Raw genomic sequence first — 17845 nt, 5'->3', positions numbered from 1 at the left:
ATAAAAGACCAGTTTCAGCCGGTCTTCCTTGAAGACACCCCACCATCACTGACTTTCCACAGCCCGGCCAAAAGCCGGGCTGTTTTTTTGTCCGAATGCGCTTGCACCGAGTCACGGGGGCGGCTATCACCCGGCCTCTTCCTGAGGCGACCTGTTCCGCGGTAGCTCAGTGGTAGAGCAGCCGGCTGTTAACCGGCTGGTCGTAGGTTCGAATCCTACCCGCGGAGCCACCTCTCAGACTTGCGAACTTCGGGACCCGAAGTTCGCAGTTCTGGGCTCGCCGGGATCGATCAGCGACCACCCCCTGAATTCTCCACATCGCTCCCTATATGTCGGATCTCCTCTCGACCGGACTCCGCCATGACCAAGCCTCTGAAGATCGACTTCGTCTCCGACGTCTCCTGCCCCTGGTGCATCGTTGGCCTGGGCGGCCTGGAACAGGCCCTCGAACGGGTCGGCGACCTGGTCGAGGCGGAGATCCATTTCCAGCCCTTCGAGCTCAACCCCAACATGCCGCCCGAAGGCCAGAACATCGTCGAGCACGTCGCCGAGAAATACGGCGCGACGCCGCAGCAGTCGGCGTCCAACCGCAAGGCCATCCACGAGCGCGCGGCGGCCGTGGGCTTCACGATGACCACCAACGAGAACAGCCGAATCTACAACACCTTCGACGCCCACCGCCTGCTGCACTGGGCCGGGATCGTCGGCGGCCAACCGGCGCTGAAGCGCGCGCTGTTCGACGCCTATTTCACCGACGGGCTCAGCCCGGCCGACCATGACGTCCTGGTCGCCGTCGCGGAGAAGGCCGGCCTCGACGGGGCCGCCGCGCGGCGGGTGCTGTCCTCCGGCCAGTACGCCCAGGAGGTTCGCGACGCCGAACGCGCCTGGCAGGCGGCGGGCATCAACTCGGTGCCGGCCGTGGTGATCAACGACCGCTACCTGATCTCGGGCGGCCAGCCGGCCGAGTATTTCGAGCAGGCTCTGCGCAAGATCGCCGCCGAGGCCTAGCGGCTCGGCCTCAGTGGGCCTTGCGGCGCGGGATCAGGTGGACGACGGCGACGATCGCGCCGCCGACGATGAAGCCGACCACGGCCGACCCCGCCGCCATGGCCATCCAGCCGGTCACGACGCCGACGCCCGGGGCGCCGGCCGCCCAGTGCGACGCGCCCTCGACCAGGTGCGGCACGGTGTTCAGGCCGAAATGCTCCAGGCCGTGGACGATGATCCCGCCGCCGACCCACAGCATGGCCGCCGTGCCGATCACCGTCAGCGCCTCCATCGTCACCGGCATGGCGCGCACCAGCCCCCGGCCCAGGCCGCGCACCAGTCGCGTCCGCCGCTGGGCCAGGTGCAGGCCGATGTCGTCCATCTTCACGATCAGGCCGACGACGCCATAGACGGCGATGGTCAGCAGCACCCCGACCAGGGCCAGAGATCCGGCCTGGATGGCCAGGGGGCGGTCGGCGACATCGGCCAGGGCGATGGCCATGATCTCGCCCGACAGGATCAGGTCGGTCCGGATGGCCCCGGCCACCTTCTGGGCCTCGAGATCCTTGCTGCTCAGGGCCAGTTCCTCGATCTCCTCCCCCGGCTCGTGCGGGCTGAAGGCCTCGATGATCTTCTCCGTGGCCTCGAAGCAGAGATAGGCCCCGCCCAGCATCAGGATCGGCGTCACGGCCCAGGGGGCGAAGGCGCTGAGCAGCAGCGCGCCCGGCAGCAGGAACAGCAGCTTGTTGCGGAACGAGCCGACCGCGATCTTCCAGACGATCGGCAGTTCGCGGTCGGGCGTGAAGCCCATGGCGTAGCCGGGCGTTACGGCGGCGTCGTCGACCACCACCCCGACCGCCTTGGTCCCCGCCTTGCCGGCCGCCCCGGCCACGTCGTCCAGCGAAGCGGCGGCGAGCTTGGTGATGCCGGCGATGTCGTCGAGCAGGGCGGCAAGGCCGGAGGGCATGGGCGTTCTCTGTGGCGCGTGGAGGAGGGTCCTGTCGCGAATAGACCGGACCACGCGCCTTGGTCGAGCCTTGATCCGCCCTTCAAGGGGCGGCCCCTTCAGATTCCCTGGGTCAGCCGTCAGAATAAAATCAGTTCCTGTGGCAGTTGCGATAAGGCCGCGACGCTCCAGATAAGCGAGACGCCGGCGTGGTCGTCGGCCAATCCTTCAGGGACCGCTTTCATGCCCACACTGTTCGACCCGCTTCGCCTCGGCGACCTGGACCTGCCCAACCGCGTGGTGATGGCCCCGCTGACCCGTCTTCGGGCCGGCGACAGCCAGATCCCCAACGCCCTGATGGCCGAGTACTACGCCCAGCGCGCCTCGGCCGGCCTGCTGATCACCGAGGGCGTGCCGGTCTCGCCGCAAGGCGTCGGCTACCAGGGCGTCCCCGGCATCTGGTCGCGGGAACAGGTCGAAGGCTGGAAGCTGGTCACCAAGGCCGTGCACGACAAGGGCGGCCGGATCTTCATGCAGATCTGGCACGTGGGCCGGATCTCCGACCCGTCGTTCCACAATGGCCAGGCGCCGGTCGGCCCCAGCGCCCTCCCCGCCAACGGCCACGTCAGCCTGTTGCGCCCCGAACGCCCCTACCCCACCCCGCGCGCCTTGAGCACCGAGGAGGTGGCCGGCGTGGTCGAGTCCTTCCGCGTCGCCGCCCAGAACGCCAAGGACGCCGGCTTCGACGGCGTCGAACTGCACGGCGCCAACGGCTACCTGCTCGACCAGTTCCTGCAGGACGGCTCCAACCAGCGCACCGACCAGTACGGCGGTTCGATCGAGAACCGCGCCCGGCTGATGCTGGAGGCCGCCGACGCCGCGATCTCGGTCTTCGGTCCGGGCCGCGTGGGCATGCACCTGGCGCCGCGCGCCGATGGCCATTCGATGGGCGACAGCGACCTGGCCGGCACCTTCGGCCATGTGGCCCGTGAACTGGGCAAGCGCGGGATCGCCTTCCTCTGCGCCCGCGAATACCACGGCCCCGACAGCCTGGGCGTCGACCTGCGGGCCGCGTTCGGGGGCGTCTACATCGCCAACGAGAAGTTCACCGGCGAGACCGCCCAGGCGGCCCTCGACACCGGGGCGGCCGACGCCGTGGCCTTCGGCAAGGCGTTCATCGCCAATCCCGACCTGGTCGAGCGCCTTCGCGCCGGCGCGGCGCTCAACGACCCCGATCCCACCACCTTCTATGGCGGCGGAGCCAAGGGCTATGTCGACTATCCCGCCCTGAAGACGCTCGAGGCCGTCGCCGCGGAATAGCCGGAACCGCTCCGGGCGCGGCATTTCCGCCCGTGTCTGTATCCGCTGCGCCATTTGCCGCGTTGGGTCTTCACCCCGCGCCGCGCAGCGGATACAGGCTTAACCATGAGCGAGAGCAACCATCACTGGAAGACCGTCCTGCAGCGGGGCGTCGCGGCCCTGGACTTCCAGATCACCAGCCCTCCCAACGCCTCGCCGACCATGATCGCCGAGCCGGCGCCCCAGAAGCGAGCCCTGCCGGTGATGGTGTTCCACGCGGTGGCCGCCGCCGCGGTGGTGGACAGCTGGGTGGCCGGCGGCGAAGGCGAGGTGCTGATCGACCGGCCGGCCATCCTGGCCCGCCAGCGGCTGCTGAGCGCCAAGGCCGCCGAGCCGCCGGGCAGCACGCCGTCGCCGTTCTCGACGGGCTACGCGACCGCCTACAAGCTGGAACTGGCCCGCCTGGTGTGGCTGGCGATCATCGACCACCCGTCCCGCCGGCTGGAGGCCCTGGCCGCCGTCTACGCGCCGCCCGAACCGCGCGTCAAACTGGTCTAGCCCTACCAGGCGCCCGTATTCGGCATCGAGGCCCAAGGCTCGGCGGCGTCCAGGTTGCCGTCCTGCAGCAGTTCCACCGAGATGTTGTCGGGCGAGCGGACGAAGGCCATGTGGCCGTCGCGCGGCGGGCGGTTGATCGTCACGCCCATGTCCATCAGCCGCTGGCAGGTCTCGTAGATGTCGTCGACCCGATAGGCCAGGTGGCCGAAGTTGCGGCCGCCGTCATAGTCCTCGGGATCCCAGTTGTAGGTCAGCTCGACCAGCGGCGCCTTACGCTCCTTGGCCAGCTCGACGTCTTCCGGGGCGGCCAGGAACACCAGGGTGAAGCGACCCTTGTCGTTCTCCATCCGGTACATCTCGGTCAGGCCCAGGCCTTCGCAATAGAACCGCAGCGAGGCGTCGAGGTCCTTCACGCGAACCATGGTGTGCAGATAGCGCAAGGGGCTGCTCCTGATCTCGAACGGGGGCCTGGCTTCGAGGATACAGCGGGCGCGCCCCCTCCCGCAGCCCACAATTGTCGCCGGAGCGGTCCGCCAGGCGCTATTTCGCCGTCGGCGCGGCCTCGCCCTGCAGAACGCGCCGCGCCCGCTCCACGGCCTCCAGAAGATTGCCCAGGGCCAGGCTCTCGGGACTGTCGGCGCGATAGATCTCGCGCAGGGCCGGCACGCGGTCCTGGCAGGCGGCCATCGCGTCCAGGGCCTGATCGATCTTTCGCGTCAACATGACAATAACCGCCGTTTCAGTTCTAGTTTTGTTCTAGCCCGACGGCCGCGTGAGTCAACGTCCGCCCTACTCGGCCGCCACCGGTTTCTCCCGAGTCTGCCGCCGCCACAACGCCGCGTATTCGCCGGCGGCTTCCAGCAGGATGGCATGGGTCCCGCGCTCCACCACCTTGCCGCGACGCAGGACGACGATCTCGTCGGCGTCGGCGATGGTCGACAGGCGGTGGGCGACGACCAGGGTGGTGCGGCCGGCCCGGGCCTTGCGCAGGGTGGCCTGGATGGCGGCCTCGGTGCGGCTGTCCAGGGCGCTGGTGGCCTCGTCGAGGATCAGCACCCGGGGATCGGCCAGCAGGGCGCGGGCGATGCCCACTCGCTGGCGCTCGCCGCCCGACAGCTTCAGCCCGCGCTCGCCGACCTTGGTGTCCATGCCCTCGGGCAGGTTGCGGATGAACTCGCCCAGTTCGGCGGCCTCGGCGGCGGCCCAGACGTCGGTCTCGGAGGCCTCGGGGCGGGCGAAGGCGATGTTGGCCATCAGGCTGTCGTTGAACAGCGCCACGTCCTGCGGCACCAGGGCCACGGCCCGGCGCAAGGACGCCTGCTTCAGGGCCTTCAGGTCATGGCCGTCCAGGGTGACGCGGCCACCCTGCGGATCGATCATCCGCAGCGCCAGGCGCACCAGGGTGGTCTTGCCCGCCCCCGACGGTCCGACGATCGCCACCGTCGTGCCGGGCTCGGCCGAGAAGGTGACGTTCTGCAGGCCCTCGGAGCGCGCGCCATGGCGGAACCACACCGCCTCGAACGACACCGCCCCGCCCCGCCGGTCGGCGGGCGGCGGCAGGTCGATGGCGTCCTCCGCGTCGGCGACGTCGGGCTGCGCGCGGCGCAGTTCCAGCATGGCTTCCATGTCGATGAACGACTGGCGGATCTCGCGATAGGCGAAGCCCAGGATGTTGAGCGGTCCGTAGAGGTTGACCAGGATCAGCACGGCGGCGGTGACGTCGCCGGGGCCGATGCGGCCGCCGGCCGCCTCGCTGCCGGCCAGAATCGCCATCACGCCCAGGCCCAGGCTCATCACCGCCGACTGGACGACGTTGAGCAGGGTCAGCGAATTGGTCGACCGGATATTGGCCTCGCCATAGGTGCGCAGGGCGCGCTCGTAGCCGCCCACGGCCCGGTCCTCGGCCCCGAAGGCCTTGACCGTCTCGTAGTTCAGCAGGGCGTCCACGGCCCGGCCGGCGGCCTCGGCGTCGGCCTCGTTCATCACCCGCCGGTGGCCGATCCGCCAGTCGGAGATCGCGAAGGTCAACACGCCGTAGATCACCACGGTGACGATGGCGGTCAGGGCGAAGCGCCAGTCATAGGCCTTGGCCAGCACCACGGCGGCCATCAGCAGCTCGACGGCGGTGGGGGCGATGTTGAACACCAGGCCGCGCAGCAGGAAGTCCATCGACCGCGCGCCGCGATCGATGATCCGCGACAGCGAGCCGGTGCGCTTGGTCTGGTGGAAGTCGATCGACAGCGACAGGGCGTGGGCGAAGGTCTCGACCGCCGCCCGGGTCTGGGCGGCCTGGGCCACCGGGGTGAACACCGCGTCGCGGGCCTGGGGGGCGGCGGCGGCGATGAAGCGGATCAGGGCCCAGCCGGCCGCCAGCCCCGCGAAGGCGTAGCTGACCTGGACCGCGGCGCTGTGCCCCGCCCCCAGTTCGTTGACGGCCTTGCCCAGCAGCAGCGGCGCGATCACGCCCAGGAACTTGCCGACGAAGGTGAAGGCCAGGGCCAGGCTCACCCGCCAGTGCAGGCCGGGCGCCTTGGAGCGCATCACCAGGCGCGCCAGGTCGGCCAGGGCCTTCCAGCCGTCGGGCTTGACCTCGGGGGCCGACACCGCGCCGGCGACGGGCGCGCCGCGCGGCGCCATGCCCCTCACTGGGCGCCTTCCAGCAATTGCGTGGTCTGGACGCCGCCGCCCGGCGTCATCCAGTCGATCCGCCAGCCCAGCGGCGTCAGGGTCGAGCGCGCCGGCCCTCCCGAGGGCGGCTGCGGCGGGACCACTTCGAGGACGATCTGCTGCTCGCCGCCCTCGCCGGACACCTGGATGACCCGCGGGCCAGCCTCCAGGGCCTGGCTCAGCGACACGGTGAACCGGCCGGCGGCGTCGGTCTTGCTCTCGCCGCGCGTGGCGCGATCGACGCGCACGCCCAGGCCGGCGCCGGGCGCGGCGACGCCGGAGATCACCCCGCCGCCGCTGCGGTCATAGTCGATGGCCAGCATCCTGGGCGACGCCGAGCCCGGCGCCATCACCTCGGCGCCCGCCCCGGCCCGCAGCATCACGGCGTTGCCGCTGGGCGTGACCATCAGATAGCCCTGGGCCTGCACGGTGCGCCCTTCCAGGGTCATCGACAGGCCGTAGAGCCGCGGTTCGGCGGCCAGCGGGACCACCAGCCGCCAGCGGCCGGCCGCGTCGGCCTTGCCCAGCAGGGCCTCGCCGGTCGGCGCGCCCAGCCTCACGCTGGCCAGGGGCGCGGCTTCGCCCGACAGCGCCACGGCGTCGCCCCGGCGCTCGGTCGACAGGACGCGGGGCGGCTTCAGATAGCCGGCGTGGGGCGCGGCCTGCCCGGTATTGGCCGGAGCGACGTCAGGCCGCCAGCCCTCTTCGTCGCGATCACAGCCCGCAAGCGCCAGCGCGGCGATCACGGCGAAAGCCGAGGCCGACTTGAAACCGATCTTGCGAATCCTGATCATGGCGTATCCAACGGCCGCCGACGCCCCGGCGGCCCATTCCTGGGTGTTCACGTGCGGCGCGCTGACCTTGTCCACAAGGACCGGCGCGCTGTTTATTTTTCTGGAGTGGACGACGATGCCCGACCTGTCCAGCGGCCAAGGCGCTTCCCTGACCTCGGTCTGCGTCTACTGCGGTTCGTCCAACGCGGCCGACCCGGCGTTCCTGGAGGCCGCCTTCGAGATCGGCGCCGATTTCGCCAGGGCGGGGCTGAAGCTGGTCTATGGCGGCGGCGGCGTGGGCCTGATGGGCGCCACCGCCCGCGGAGCCCACGCGGCCGGCGGCGCGGTGCTGGGCATCATCCCGGATTTCCTGCGCGACCGCGAGCAGCCGTTCGACGACGTCGAGACCGTGATCGTCACCTCGATGCACGAGCGCAAGATGCTGATGTTCGAGCGCTCCGACGCCTTCGTCGTGCTGCCCGGCGGCATCGGCACGCTGGAGGAGATCATCGAGCTGCTGTCCTGGCGACGCCTGGACCTGCACCGCAAGCCCATCGTCTTCCACAATCCCCGCGGCTTCTGGGACCCTCTGTTCGCGCTTCTTCAGCACACCATCGACGAGGGTCTGACCCCATCCGTCCTGGCCGACTATTGGCGGTCCGTCGAAAAGGCCGGCGACATAACGCCCACCCTCCTTTCCTGGAGCGTAAAAAACGGGCAAACGGACGTTTCAGACGTGGTTCGCCTGTTGACTTAGTTGCAAAAAGAAACGAACCTAGGGTTGGGCCGCCCTCCCATTGCCGGCCTGGGGATAAGGAAACAACCATGCGTATCTTTGTCGCCGCGCTTGTCGCGGCTTCCGCCATGTCGACCGCCGCCCTGGCCGCCGAAGGCGCTGTCATCAAGCTGCAGGCTCCGGCCAAGGTCCCGACCCTGATCCAGGACGGCGCCGCCTGGCGCTGCACCGGCGACGTCTGCGCCGCGCCCCAGGTCAAGGCCCTGCCGATCGGCCGCGCCTGCCGCAAGGTCGCCGCCGAACTGGGCGCCATCGTTTCGTTCAACTATCGCGGCGCCGAACTCGACGCCGCCGGCGTCACCGACTGCAACACCGCCGCCAAGTCGTAGGCGCGGCCGACATTCAGGCGAAGACCAGGGGCGGTCCGCACGGCGGGCCGCCCCTTTTTCTTACTTGCGCTTCGAGCCCTTCGACGGCTCCGCCACCGGCGGCTTGGGCGTCTGCCTTCCACCGACCAGCATCCCGCCGAGCAAGGCGAAGGACAGCATGGCGTGGTTCATCTTCGATACGTTCATTGGCGGCGTCTCCCAGACAGGCCGTTGGACCAGGAGACGCGCGCGGCTTACAGGGGCTCACCCTCCTAGTCGTCAGCGCGTCATGGCAAAGCATGCGCCAGAGCTTGCCAAACGCAAGAAAATAATCCGAACACGGATGAAATCAGCCCACGGATGAATGCCTCGAAGGCCTTGTTTCCGCGCTCGACGGCCACGCTTCGCGCACGGACGAAATGCGCCCGGCCAAGACCTAGTGGATCGTCTGGCTGGCCTCGACGGTCTCGCCGCCCTCGGGCTTGCCGGCCGCGCCGATGATCGCCGCCGCCGCGCGCAGCATCGCCGGGTCGATGCGTCCGGCGTCGCAACCGACCAGCTCGGCCGCCAGTTCCGGCAGGTCGGCGCACAGCCGCAGCTGGCCCGCGATCCGTTGCAGGACAAGGCCTTCCTCGAGGTCGGGGTCGTTGGCGACCACCCCGACCACCAGCGACAGCGCGATCTCCAGGCGCTCGGCCTTGGCCTTGGCCTCGCGCACCTGTTCCAGCAGCAGCTGAGCGCTGGCGTCCATCGCACCCAGGGTTTCGGCGAGCGGCTGGGCGGTCTTGGCGAGGCGGAAATCGGTCACGGCGCGGTCCACGGGTTGTCCTGCCGTGTTGAACGGTCGCCGTCTGGTCGGCGGGGCGGGGAAAACGTCGAACCTCAAAAGAAAAACCGCCCGCGACGGCGTGTCGCGGGCGGCTTCGACTTCAATCGGCGGTTGTCCGTAGGCGGTTTTACGCCGCTTTGCCGAACGACAGGCCTTCGTAGCGCTTCAGATGGTGGTCGACCGAGCCGAACAGGCCCTCGATGATCGAGGCGCGCTTGAAATAGTGGCCGATCGCCAGTTCGTCGGTCATGCCCATGCCGCCATGGATCTGGATGGCGTTCTGGCCGACGAACTTGCAGGCCCGGCCGATGCGGACCTTGGCGGCCGAGACGGCCTTGGCGCGCTCGGCGTCGCTCTCGTCCAGCTTGATGGTGGCCATGTAGGTCATCGACACGGCCTGCTCGACCTCGATGAACATGTCGACCATGCGGTGTTGCAGCACCTGGAAGTTGCTGATCGCGGTGCCGAACTGCTTGCGCTGCTTGGCGTAGTCCAGGGTGCCCTCGTGCAGCTTGCGCAGCACGCCCACGGCCTCGGCGCCGACGGCGGCGGTCGCCTCGTCGATCACCTTGTTAACCAGCGGCAGGCCGTTGCCTTCCTGGCCGATCAGGGCGTCGGCCGGGATCGAGACGTTCTCGAAATAGACCTCCGAGGCGCGGCCGCCGTCGACGGTGGGATAGTCGCGGGTGACGATGCCCGGCAGGGTCTTGTCGACCAGGAACACCGAGACGCCGCCGGCGTCGCGCTGGGCGCCGCCGGTGCGGGCGGTGACCACCAGGTGGCTGGCGAACGGCGCGCCGACCACCACGGCCTTGTGGCCGTTGAGCACGTAGCCCGCGCCATCCTTCTTCGCCGTGGTCTTCAGGTCCTGCCAGGTGTAGCGGGCCTGCGGTTCGGCATAGGCGAAGGCGATCGTGGTCGTGCCGGCGATGATGCCCTCGATGACCGAGGTCGCGCCGGCGTAGCCGGAATGCTTCATGAAGCCGCCGCCGATCACCACCGTGCCCAGATAGGGCTCGATGACCAGCGCCTTACCGAACTCTTCCATGATGATCATGTTGTCGATCGCGCCGCCGCCCAGACCGCCCAGCTCCTCGCTGAACGAGGCGCCCAGGATGCCCAGTTCCTCGGCGAAGGCCTGCCAGTAGTCGGCGCGCCAGCCGCTCTCGGAGGCGACGATCTTGCGGCGGGTCTCGAAGTCGTACTTGTCCTGCAGGAAGCTCGCGACCGTGTCGCGAACCATCGACTGTTCTTCGGTGAAGTTGAAGTCCATCCCTAGGTCTCCGGATCTTGTTCTTCGGCGCTGCGCCGCTTGCTTGTTTCGTGTCCTTCTCCCCTTGCGGGAGAAGGTGGCGTCCGAAGGACGTCGGATGAGGGGTCGCACCGGCTTGTCGGCCCAGGCTGCTCGCGGCGGACCGCGCCTTCAACCCCTCATCCGTCGCTTCGCGACACCTTCTCCCGCAAGGGGAGAAGGAAGAGGATCAGAGCCCCAGCACCATCTTGGCGATGATGTTGCGCTGGATCTCGTTGGAGCCGCCGTAGATCGACGTCTTGCGGACGTTGAAATAGGTCGGCGCCGCGCGATGGGCGAAGTCCGGGCCGATCGGATGGGCGTTGTCGCCGTCCTTCGGGAAGCCGCGGAAATACGGCGCGTCGTAGTGGCCGGCCGCCTCGAGCACCAGTTCGGTGATCCGCTGCTGAATCTCGGTGCCCTTGATCTTCAGCACGCTGGACTCCGGCCCGGGACCCTTGCCGGCCGCCTCGCCCGCCAGGGTGCGCAGCTCGGTATATTCCAGCGCCGTCAGGTCGATCTCCAGGTCGGCGACCTTGCGCTTGAACATCGGGTCGTTGATCAGCGCCGTGCCGTCGTCGCCCAGTTCCTCGGCGGCGATCTGGCGGATGCGCTCGATGCCGCGCTTGGAGCGCGCCACGCCGGCGATGCCCGAACGCTCGTGGGCCAGCAGGAACTTGGCGCAGGTCCAGCCCTTGTTCTCTTCGTAGATGCGGTTCTCGACCGGCACCTTGACGTTCTCGAGCCAGACCTCGTTGACCTCGTGCTCACCGCCCAGGGTGATGATCGGACGCACGGTGACGCCCGGCGACTTCATGTCGATCAGCAGGAACGAGATGCCTTCCTGGATCTTGGCGTTCGGGTCGGTGCGGACCAGGCAGAAGATCCAGTCGCCGTGCTGGGCCAGGGTGGTCCAGGTCTTCTGGCCGTTGACCAGGTAGTATTCCTTGCCGTCGTCGCCGGTGAAGCGCTCGGCCTTGGTCTTCAGGCTGGCTAGGTCGGACCCGGCGCCCGGCTCGGAATAGCCCTGGGCCCACCAGATGTCGCCCGACAGGGTCGGCGGCAGGAAGCGTTCCTTCTGCTCGGGGGTGGCGAAGGTGTAGATCACCGGCCCGACCATGTTGATGCCGAACGGCAGGATCGGCACGCAGTCGGCGCGGGCGGTCTCTTCCGACCAGATGTAGCGCTGCACCGAGGTCCAGCCCGGACCGCCGAACTTCTCCGGCCAGGCCGGGGCGACCCAGCCCTTCTTGGCCAGGACGCGGTGCCAGGACAGGAAGTCCTCCTTCGCCATTTCCTCGCCCTCTTCCTGCTTCTCGCGCAGGCCGGCCGGGTAGTTTTCGGCGATGAAGGCCCGGACTTCGTCGCGGAAGGCGACGTCTTCAGGCGAGAAATCGAGATTCATGGCGGGCTCCCGTAATCGGCCTCTCAAGGGGCCGTCTTTGACTGTCGGGAGTCACAATAGGGTTCGAACGAGCGTTTGGAAAGATGACCTTAGCGTCAACGTAAACGATGGTTAGTTTACGACCTCCGGCAGGCCCGCCGAGCGCCCTACCGAACCTCGCAGGCCAGCCGCACCAGCGCCAGGGCCGTCGCCCCGCCGACGCCTTCCTCTTCCGCGATATCCAGGTCGATCAGCGGCCGCTTGCCCAGCGCGTCGAGCAGGCGGGCATGCCCCTTGGCCGGTCCCACATGGGCGGCCAGGCAGTGGGCGATCAGGGCGGGGTCGAGGGCGTGCAGCACGGCGGCGGCCGCGCAGGCGGCGTAGCCGTCGAGCAGGACGGGGATCTTCTGGACCCGGGCCGCCAGGATCGCGCCGACCAGGGCGGCGGTCTCGCGCCCACCCAGTTCGCGCAGGGCCTGCAACGGGTCGGAGAGGTCGGCCTCGCCGGCGGCGCGGGCCACGGCGGCGGCGACCGGCTCGGGCGCGTCGCTCCAGTCGCCGGCCTCGCCGCCGAACAGGGCCAGGGCGATGGCCGCCACGGCGCGGTCGGCCTCGGCGGCGATGACGCCGGGGATCAGCAGGTCGGGCTGCTTGGCCAGGGCCTCCATGCCGAAGGCCATGGTGGCGGCGCATTCCTTCTCGCTCATCGAGGCCTTGAGGGTGGCGTCGGGCGTCGGGCGGTCGACGGCCAGGTCGAAGGCTTCCAGCCCCGCGCCCTGCGCGCCGGCGATGCGGCAGACATTGGCCCCGCCCGAGGCCACGGCCTCCAGGCGCTCGCGGGCGTAGCCACGCGGTCCCACGCCCTGGCGGGCGCCGGCATAGAGGGCGACGACCGGCCGCAGGACCGCCGGCGGGGTCTTGCCGGTCCAGGCCGTCAGCCACGCCGAAATCTCGGCCAGGCGATCGCCGCCGGTCGTGAAAGCCGGGGGCGCGACAACCGGCGCGTCGGCGGCCAGCTTGCGGATGTCGTCGAAGGGGGAAGCGGTCATGGGCGCGGACTTAAGCCAGCCCGCGCCCGATGCAAAGGGCGTGACGTCGATCGTCGGTCGATCAGGCGCCGGTCGGGTTCTCGATCAAGGTCTTGCAGGCCCCATCCCGCTCGGCGGTCAGCGCCGCCTTGCGGGCCTCGTTGCCGCTGGAGCCTTCCCGCCTGGCGGCCGTCTCCAGGGAATCGGACCGGTCGCGGATACCCGGATCACGGCCCTTGCGTTGAACCTCGACGAACTCCGAGAGCGCCTTGGCGTCAACGGCGCCCAGGTTCTGGGCCCTGGCCAAGCCCAGGCAGCGCGAGGCGCGCAACAGGTCGCCGTCGCTGATGCGCGCGGGCGCGGCGAAGGCGGGAACGGTCGTCGCGCACGCGACGGCCAGCGCCAGGGCGAGAGAGGGTTTCAAGGCCTGCATGGTCCGATCTCCGAAGGAAGGGTTATGGGATGTGAAATCCGATACGGACCCCGTCCCTTCAGGCGGCCCTTGCGCGGCTGGCCCGGAGCGGCGAGATTTACGCATGACTTCGGATCCGATCCCGCGAACCCTGGCCCCTCCCCGCGCCATCGTGACGCCCTGCGTGAAGGTGTGCGCCGTCGATGGACTGACGGGCGTTTGCCTGGGTTGCCGGCGAACCCTTCCGGAGATCGCGGGCTGGTCGCGGCTGAGCGACGAGGAGCGGGCGGCGATCATGGCCGCCCTGCCCCAGCGTCCGGACCCGATGGCCAGCCTGATGGCTGGCCAGGTCTGAAACCTTAGTTGGACGTGTTGACGGCCGCGCCGGTCGCCGCGCCGCTGAGCCAGGCCGAGCAGACGCCCGTGCGTTCGGCCAGCAGCTTTTCCTTCTTGGCGCCGTCGGCCTTGTCGCCTTCCTTCTGGGCGCTGGTGATCTTGTTGTTGGCCGAGACGCGGATCGGCAGCTCACGGTTGCCGGTTTCCTGCTTCAGGAAGGCGTCGATGTTGGCGGTGTCCACCTTGCCCAGGCCTTCGGAAGCAGCCAGACCGCGGCAGCGGGCGGCCTGCAGGAAATCGAAATTGCTGACGGTGGTCGCGGCCTGGGCGGCGCCCGCCAGAGCCGAAACGGCGACGACGGTCGCGACGATGATCTTGTTCATGGCGGTGTTCCCTCGATAGGCACTTACTTGCTGATCTGCAACGTGCCGCAAAAACACGCGGATATTAAGTTACATCGAAGTTATCTTGCACATTACGTGAGTGTAATCTGAGTAGTGGTAAGTATTACACTTTTTTAATTTGCCACTGAGTTACCGTTTCATTAACTGTAAATTTTTGTCGCCCCGTTGATTCACGGGTTGAGAACCCCTTTGCCTCTATTCTCCAGGCAACGGTCGTAGAAACGGCCAGCAGCCTGCAAGGCGGGGTGACTTCGATGCTCAAGTTCGCGACCATCGCGATCGTAGGCGCGCTCTCGGCGGTCGGGGCGGCGAAAGCCGTCGTGTCGCTGGACGATCTGCGCCAACCGGACCTGCGCGGCCCCGCGCCGGCCGCCGCCGTCGCCGACGACGGCGCCGCCCAGATCGTCAAGGGTTCGGACGGTCACTTCTGGGCCGAGGCCAAGGTCGACGGCCGCGCCGTGCGCTTCCTGATCGACACCGGCGCCACCACCGTCGCCCTCAGCCAGACCGACGCCCAGCGCCTGGGGATCGACGTGCGCGGCCTGGACTACAAGTACAAGGTGATCACCGCCTCCGGTCAGACCCGCGCCGCCTCGGTGAAGCTGGCCAGCGTGGCCGTGGCCGGCGCCCAGGTGCGGGACGTCGACGCCATGGTCATCGAAAAGGGCCTGGAGACCTCGCTGCTGGGCATGAGCTATCTGGGCCGGCTGTCCAGCTTCCAGGCCACGCCCAGGGCGCTGATCCTGCGGTCCTAGAGGTCTAGCTAGCTCGCGGCCGCTTCCAGCGTCCGGGCCTCGCGCGCGTCCACCGCCTGGCGGACGGCGGCCAAGGCGCGATCGACCACCTCCAGCCCCGCTCCGGCGGCGACGCCCTCGACGGTGAGGATGCGGCGCCAGGCGCGCGCGCCCGGCATGCCGTGGAACAGGCCCAGCATGTGGCGACCCATGGCGGCCAGATGCACCCCCGCCGCCAGCTGACCGGCCATGTAGGGCTTGTAGAGCTCGACCGCCTCGAAGGCGTCGACGTCGCGCCCCTCGCCGAAGACCAGGCGGTCGACCTGCCCCAGCAGGCCCGGCTCATGATAGGCCGCCCGGCCCAGCATGACGCCGTCGACGTGCTCCAGCTGAACCAGCGAGGCGTCGAGGTCGGGAATCCCGCCGTTGATGACGATGGTCAGGTCCGGCCGCTCGGCCTTCAGGCGATGGACCAGCGGATAGTCCAGCGGCGGCACGTCGCGGTTCTCCTTGGGCGACAGCCCCTTCAGCCAGGCCTTGCGGGCATGGACCACGAAGCTGGTGACCCCCGCCTTGGCCGACAGGTCGACCAGTTCGAACAGGCTGTGCTCCGCATCCTGGTCGTCGACGCCGATCCGGCACTTGACCGTCACCGGAACGGACACCGCCGCCGCCATGGCCGCCATGCAATCGGCCACCAGGGCCGGCTCGCGCATCAGGCAGGCCCCGAACCGTCCGCTCTGCACGCGGTCGGACGGACAGCCGACGTTCAGGTTGATCTCGTCATAGCCGAAGTCCTCGCCGATCCTCGCCGCGGCGGCCAGATCGGCGGGCTCCGAGCCGCCCAGTTGCAGCGCCACCGGATGCTGGCCAACGTCGAAGCCCAGCAGCTTCTCGCGATCGCCGTTCAGCACCGCCCCGCTGGTCACCATCTCCGAATACAGCAGCGCCTTGCGCGACAGCACCCGGTGCAACGACCGGCAATGCCGGTCGCTCCAGTCCATCATAGGGGCAACGGATAGCCTATGAGATTGAAATTGCTTCATTTTTAACTAAATTCAAAGCTCTAGAACGTCCTTTGTGCGCCTTAGTACGACGCGGCAGGATCAATTCAAAGCAACCGCTTGTCGTCGAGGGCGGATCTTTCCAGACAACGGCAGATCGGTCGGAACGGCCTTCCGGCGCGCCTGCCGCTATCCGGACGTCGAGGACCTTCACTTCCACGATCCGCGCCATGAAGCCACAAACAGGCTGTTCGAAGCGGGCTTCGATATCCACGAAGCAGCGCAAGGGGGAAAGGCAATGGCCCGGCCAAGCCCCTTCCAAATTCATATTTGAAATATTATTCACTATTGAAAATATCTCGCCCTCGCTTAGCGTGCCCGCGAAAGCGGAGGGAACTCGTGTTTGATCGTCGCCATCTGTTGCTTGGGGCCGCCGCCGCCGCCTTCGCGCCATCCGCGCCGAACGCCCAGACCCTGACCGACGAGCAGCGGTCGGCGCTGAAGACCTCGAGTTCCGACCCGACCCTGGCGCCGGACCTGCTGCTGCCCGAAAAGGACATGGCGTGGTGGCGCGACGCCAAGTTCGGCGTCTTCGTCCACTGGGGCCTCTACGCCATTCCGGCCCGGGGCGAGTGGTACATGAACAATGAGAAGGTCTCGCCGGAGGCCTACGCCCAGCTCGCCCAGGAATTCCACCCCCAGCACTATGATCCGGTCAGCTGGGCCAAGTTGGCGAAAACCGCCGGCGCCCGCTACATGGTGCTGACGGCGCGCCACCACGACGGCTTCGCCCTGTGGGACAGCCCGGCCAGCCATGGCCATTTCGACGCGATGCATTCGGCGGCGCATCGCGACCTGGTCGCCCCTTTCGTGACCGCCGTCCGCGGACAAGGACTTCGCGTCGGGCTCTACTATTCGCCGCTCGACTGGCGCTTCCCGGGCTATTTCCACCCGAAGGAGCTGCCAGAAAACGCCGCGCTGCTGAAGCGTCAGACCTATGGCCAGGTCGAGGAGCTGATGCGCCGCTACGGCCACATCGACATCCTGTGGTGGGACGGCGGCTGGCTGGCCCACAAGGGCACGGACGCCGACGCCGCCTGGTTCTGGGAACCGGACAAGCTGAACGGCATGGTGCGCAAGTATCAGCCGAAGATCCTCATCAACCCGCGCTCGGGATGGCAGGGCGACTACGAGGAGGAGGAAGGCGGCGCCCCGATCAAGGGTCCGATCCGCGCCCGCCCGTGGGAAAAGACGTTCAGCCTCAACAGCGCCTGGGGCTACATGCCTGAAGATCACGTCATGAGCGCCGACCAGGTCGTGCGCCTGCTGGTCGACGCCGTCGTGCGCAACGGAAACGTCCTCGCCAATGTCGGCCCCGACCGGGACGGCGTCATTCCGCCGAAGCAGACCGAGACGCTGAAGGGCGTCGGGCTTTGGCTGAAGCGCCACGGCCAGGCCGTCTACGGCACCCGCCCGGGACCGCTCCAGCCCGTCGACGGCGTCTATGGCGCGACGACCGCGGGCGACAGCGTCTTCGTCCATATCGTCGGCTGGCCCGCGGACGAACTGTCGCTGCCGCCCTTGCCCAGAAAGGTCGTGGGCGCCAGGAATCTGTCGGGCGAGGTCGTCAGGTGGACCGCCACCCCCGATGGCCACACCCTGTCCGTGCCTCCGTCATCACGCGGACCAGCCGTCACCGTGATCGAACTGCGGCTGGCGCCAGATGCGGCATAGATATCGCCTTCCGACATTCGGCCCCATCGCGGCCGCCCGCCTCTCCTGCTCGGCGGAAGCTTGTCGGACGTCGTCACTCGACCGATCGCGGACACATCCGACTGATGGGATTGGGTCCTGTCGCGGTCAGGAGGCCCAGGCGGTAGGGCAGATTGATGTACTCCACACCAGGCGCGTGGGACTCCAGGCCCTGATAGAGGAACCGCAAGGGCTTGCAGGGATCGATCGTCAGTGTCTGGTCGCGCCCGCCGCGCACGAGTTCGCCGTGGGAAACGCCTTCGGACCAGGCCGGCCCGTCGAAAGCGACATTGTCCGCGCCGGCGAAGGAGTCCGAGGCGCTGGCGGCGAGCGGCCG

The 17845-nt window shown here is 68.6% G+C and carries 22 protein-coding genes, 1 tRNA gene and 1 pseudogene; 9 read left to right on the top strand and 15 right to left on the bottom strand.

The window, feature by feature from the left end; all coding sequences use genetic code 11:
• Positions 1-155 precede the first annotated feature (155 nt).
• Together PMI01_RS13430 and PMI01_RS13425 are read left to right on the top strand one after the other, a co-directional pair.
• A tRNA-Asn gene (locus tag PMI01_RS13430) sits at positions 156-230 on the top strand.
• 130 nt (positions 231-360) lie between these two features.
• On the top strand, positions 361-1008 hold the full coding sequence (locus tag PMI01_RS13425) for a DsbA family oxidoreductase (protein ID WP_007669429.1): 648 nt from the start codon (positions 361-363) through the stop codon (positions 1006-1008).
• A gap of 10 nt (positions 1009-1018) precedes the next feature.
• On the opposite strand, the gene PMI01_RS13420 is transcribed toward PMI01_RS13425, so the two are convergent.
• Positions 1019-1954 carry a DUF808 domain-containing protein gene (locus PMI01_RS13420; protein ID WP_007669426.1) on the bottom strand — a complete coding sequence of 312 codons (936 nt, stop codon included), beginning with the start codon at positions 1952-1954 and terminating at the stop codon, positions 1019-1021.
• Positions 1955-2176: 222 nt separating this feature from the next.
• Here PMI01_RS13420 and PMI01_RS13415 point away from each other — a divergent pair, with 222 nt between their 5' ends.
• Together PMI01_RS13415 and PMI01_RS13410 are read left to right on the top strand one after the other, a co-directional pair.
• Positions 2177-3253, top strand: coding sequence for an alkene reductase (locus tag PMI01_RS13415; protein WP_007669422.1), 1077 nt, complete (start codon positions 2177-2179; stop codon positions 3251-3253).
• A gap of 105 nt (positions 3254-3358) precedes the next feature.
• Positions 3359-3790 carry a hypothetical protein gene (locus tag PMI01_RS13410; protein ID WP_007669419.1) on the top strand — a complete coding sequence of 144 codons (432 nt, stop codon included), beginning with the start codon at positions 3359-3361 and terminating at the stop codon, positions 3788-3790.
• A 2-nt stretch (positions 3791-3792) separates the two neighbouring features.
• Here PMI01_RS13410 and PMI01_RS13405 read toward each other — a convergent pair whose 3' ends face one another.
• The 4 genes from PMI01_RS13405 to PMI01_RS13390 form a co-directional block, all read right to left on the bottom strand.
• Complete coding sequence (locus PMI01_RS13405; protein ID WP_007669416.1) at positions 3793-4230, bottom strand: VOC family protein; 438 nt, start codon at positions 4228-4230, stop codon at positions 3793-3795.
• A gap of 100 nt (positions 4231-4330) precedes the next feature.
• On the bottom strand, positions 4331-4513 hold the full coding sequence (locus PMI01_RS13400) for a hypothetical protein (RefSeq protein ID WP_007669413.1): 183 nt from the start codon (positions 4511-4513) through the stop codon (positions 4331-4333).
• Between the two features lie 66 nt (positions 4514-4579).
• Complete coding sequence (locus PMI01_RS13395; RefSeq protein ID WP_085954868.1) at positions 4580-6502, bottom strand: ABCB family ABC transporter ATP-binding protein/permease; 1923 nt, start codon at positions 6500-6502, stop codon at positions 4580-4582.
• Positions 6433-7251 (bottom strand): hypothetical protein, encoded by an 819-nt coding sequence (locus PMI01_RS13390; protein ID WP_035036144.1) that lies wholly within the window; start codon positions 7249-7251, stop codon positions 6433-6435. Before PMI01_RS13390 ends, PMI01_RS13395 begins: the two co-directional genes overlap by 70 nt.
• A 115-nt stretch (positions 7252-7366) precedes the next feature.
• Here PMI01_RS13390 and PMI01_RS13385 point away from each other — a divergent pair, with 115 nt between their 5' ends.
• Together PMI01_RS13385 and PMI01_RS13380 are read left to right on the top strand one after the other, a co-directional pair.
• Complete coding sequence (locus PMI01_RS13385; protein ID WP_007669404.1) at positions 7367-7987, top strand: LOG family protein; 621 nt, start codon at positions 7367-7369, stop codon at positions 7985-7987.
• A 68-nt stretch (positions 7988-8055) separates the two neighbouring features.
• The gene (locus PMI01_RS13380) at positions 8056-8355 is read left to right on the top strand and encodes a CC_3452 family protein (RefSeq protein WP_007669401.1); all 300 of its coding nucleotides are present in this window, start codon (positions 8056-8058) and stop codon (positions 8353-8355) included.
• Positions 8356-8415: 60 nt separating this feature from the next.
• Here PMI01_RS13380 and PMI01_RS27150 read toward each other — a convergent pair.
• From PMI01_RS27150 to PMI01_RS13355, 6 genes and pseudogenes are all read right to left on the bottom strand, one after another.
• Positions 8416-8557: pseudogene (locus tag PMI01_RS27150) on the bottom strand (hypothetical protein).
• A 213-nt stretch (positions 8558-8770) separates the two neighbouring features.
• Positions 8771-9142 (bottom strand): hypothetical protein, encoded by a 372-nt coding sequence (locus PMI01_RS13375; RefSeq protein ID WP_157223773.1) that lies wholly within the window; start codon positions 9140-9142, stop codon positions 8771-8773.
• A gap of 148 nt (positions 9143-9290) precedes the next feature.
• Positions 9291-10436 carry an acyl-CoA dehydrogenase family protein gene (locus tag PMI01_RS13370; protein ID WP_007669394.1) on the bottom strand — a complete coding sequence of 382 codons (1146 nt, stop codon included), beginning with the start codon at positions 10434-10436 and terminating at the stop codon, positions 9291-9293.
• 208 nt (positions 10437-10644) lie between these two features.
• Positions 10645-11859 carry an acyl-CoA dehydrogenase family protein gene (locus PMI01_RS13365; RefSeq protein ID WP_007669392.1) on the bottom strand — a complete coding sequence of 405 codons (1215 nt, stop codon included), beginning with the start codon at positions 11857-11859 and terminating at the stop codon, positions 10645-10647.
• 146 nt (positions 11860-12005) lie between these two features.
• Positions 12006-12887 (bottom strand): nicotinate-nucleotide--dimethylbenzimidazole phosphoribosyltransferase, encoded by an 882-nt coding sequence (locus tag PMI01_RS13360; protein WP_007669389.1) that lies wholly within the window; start codon positions 12885-12887, stop codon positions 12006-12008.
• A 61-nt stretch (positions 12888-12948) separates the two neighbouring features.
• A complete protein-coding gene (locus PMI01_RS13355; RefSeq protein WP_007669387.1) occupies positions 12949-13299 on the bottom strand; it encodes a hypothetical protein in 351 nt (116 codons plus the stop codon).
• Between the two features lie 103 nt (positions 13300-13402).
• Between PMI01_RS13355 and PMI01_RS13350 the strand changes: the two genes are divergently transcribed.
• The gene (locus tag PMI01_RS13350) at positions 13403-13633 is read left to right on the top strand and encodes a DUF1289 domain-containing protein (protein WP_007669386.1); all 231 of its coding nucleotides are present in this window, start codon (positions 13403-13405) and stop codon (positions 13631-13633) included.
• Between the two features lie 4 nt (positions 13634-13637).
• Here the strand turns inward: PMI01_RS13350 and PMI01_RS13345 are convergent, their stop codons facing one another.
• Positions 13638-13997, bottom strand: a complete 360-nt coding sequence (locus tag PMI01_RS13345) for a hypothetical protein (protein ID WP_007669384.1) — start codon at positions 13995-13997, stop codon at positions 13638-13640.
• Positions 13998-14272: 275 nt separating this feature from the next.
• Here PMI01_RS13345 and PMI01_RS13340 point away from each other — a divergent pair, with 275 nt between their 5' ends.
• Complete coding sequence (locus tag PMI01_RS13340) at positions 14273-14773, top strand: TIGR02281 family clan AA aspartic protease (protein ID WP_007669382.1); 501 nt, start codon at positions 14273-14275, stop codon at positions 14771-14773.
• A gap of 8 nt (positions 14774-14781) precedes the next feature.
• On the opposite strand, the gene dusA is transcribed toward PMI01_RS13340, so the two are convergent.
• Complete coding sequence (gene dusA, locus PMI01_RS13335; RefSeq protein WP_035036126.1) at positions 14782-15798, bottom strand: tRNA dihydrouridine(20/20a) synthase DusA; 1017 nt, start codon at positions 15796-15798, stop codon at positions 14782-14784.
• Positions 15776-16030, bottom strand: coding sequence for a hypothetical protein (locus PMI01_RS27380; protein WP_162136392.1), 255 nt, complete (start codon positions 16028-16030; stop codon positions 15776-15778). Before PMI01_RS27380 ends, dusA begins: the two co-directional genes overlap by 23 nt.
• Positions 16031-16155: 125 nt before the next feature.
• Here PMI01_RS27380 and PMI01_RS13330 point away from each other — a divergent pair, with 125 nt between their 5' ends.
• Entirely contained in the window at positions 16156-17490 is a 1335-nt protein-coding gene (locus PMI01_RS13330; protein WP_007669373.1) for an alpha-L-fucosidase, read from the top strand.
• 73 nt (positions 17491-17563) lie between these two features.
• Here the strand turns inward: PMI01_RS13330 and PMI01_RS13325 are convergent.
• Positions 17564-17845: non-reducing end alpha-L-arabinofuranosidase family hydrolase (locus PMI01_RS13325; protein WP_007669371.1), on the bottom strand; the 282-nt coding region annotated here is incomplete at its 5' end.

The sequence above is a fragment of the Caulobacter sp. AP07 genome (assembly GCF_000281955.1).
Classification (GTDB): Bacteria; Pseudomonadota; Alphaproteobacteria; order Caulobacterales; family Caulobacteraceae; genus Caulobacter.
The sequence above is the reverse complement of the archived record's forward strand: the minus strand, read 5'-3'. Positions and strand labels throughout refer to the sequence as shown.

Excerpts from the sequence above, each read along its gene's own strand:
- PMI01_RS13425 (WP_007669429.1), top strand. The coding sequence starts at position 361 with ATGACCAAGCCTCTGAAGATCGACTTCGTCTCCGACGTCTCCTGCCCC.
- PMI01_RS13420 (WP_007669426.1), bottom strand. The coding sequence starts at position 1,954 with ATGCCCTCCGGCCTTGCCGCCCTGCTCGACGACATCGCCGGCATCACC.
- PMI01_RS13415 (WP_007669422.1), top strand. The coding sequence starts at position 2,177 with ATGCCCACACTGTTCGACCCGCTTCGCCTCGGCGACCTGGACCTGCCC.
- PMI01_RS13410 (WP_007669419.1), top strand. The coding sequence starts at position 3,359 with ATGAGCGAGAGCAACCATCACTGGAAGACCGTCCTGCAGCGGGGCGTC.
- PMI01_RS13400 (WP_007669413.1), bottom strand. The coding sequence starts at position 4,513 with ATGTTGACGCGAAAGATCGATCAGGCCCTGGACGCGATGGCCGCCTGC.
- PMI01_RS13390 (WP_035036144.1), bottom strand. The coding sequence starts at position 7,251 with ATGATCAGGATTCGCAAGATCGGTTTCAAGTCGGCCTCGGCTTTCGCC.
- PMI01_RS13385 (WP_007669404.1), top strand. The coding sequence starts at position 7,367 with ATGCCCGACCTGTCCAGCGGCCAAGGCGCTTCCCTGACCTCGGTCTGC.
- PMI01_RS13380 (WP_007669401.1), top strand. The coding sequence starts at position 8,056 with ATGCGTATCTTTGTCGCCGCGCTTGTCGCGGCTTCCGCCATGTCGACC.
- PMI01_RS13370 (WP_007669394.1), bottom strand. The coding sequence starts at position 10,436 with ATGGACTTCAACTTCACCGAAGAACAGTCGATGGTTCGCGACACGGTC.
- PMI01_RS13365 (WP_007669392.1), bottom strand. The coding sequence starts at position 11,859 with ATGAATCTCGATTTCTCGCCTGAAGACGTCGCCTTCCGCGACGAAGTC.
- PMI01_RS13360 (WP_007669389.1), bottom strand. The coding sequence starts at position 12,887 with ATGACCGCTTCCCCCTTCGACGACATCCGCAAGCTGGCCGCCGACGCG.
- PMI01_RS13355 (WP_007669387.1), bottom strand. The coding sequence starts at position 13,299 with ATGCAGGCCTTGAAACCCTCTCTCGCCCTGGCGCTGGCCGTCGCGTGC.
- PMI01_RS13350 (WP_007669386.1), top strand. The coding sequence starts at position 13,403 with ATGACTTCGGATCCGATCCCGCGAACCCTGGCCCCTCCCCGCGCCATC.
- PMI01_RS13345 (WP_007669384.1), bottom strand. The coding sequence starts at position 13,997 with ATGAACAAGATCATCGTCGCGACCGTCGTCGCCGTTTCGGCTCTGGCG.
- PMI01_RS13340 (WP_007669382.1), top strand. The coding sequence starts at position 14,273 with ATGCTCAAGTTCGCGACCATCGCGATCGTAGGCGCGCTCTCGGCGGTC.
- dusA (WP_035036126.1), bottom strand. The coding sequence starts at position 15,798 with ATGAAGCAATTTCAATCTCATAGGCTATCCGTTGCCCCTATGATGGAC.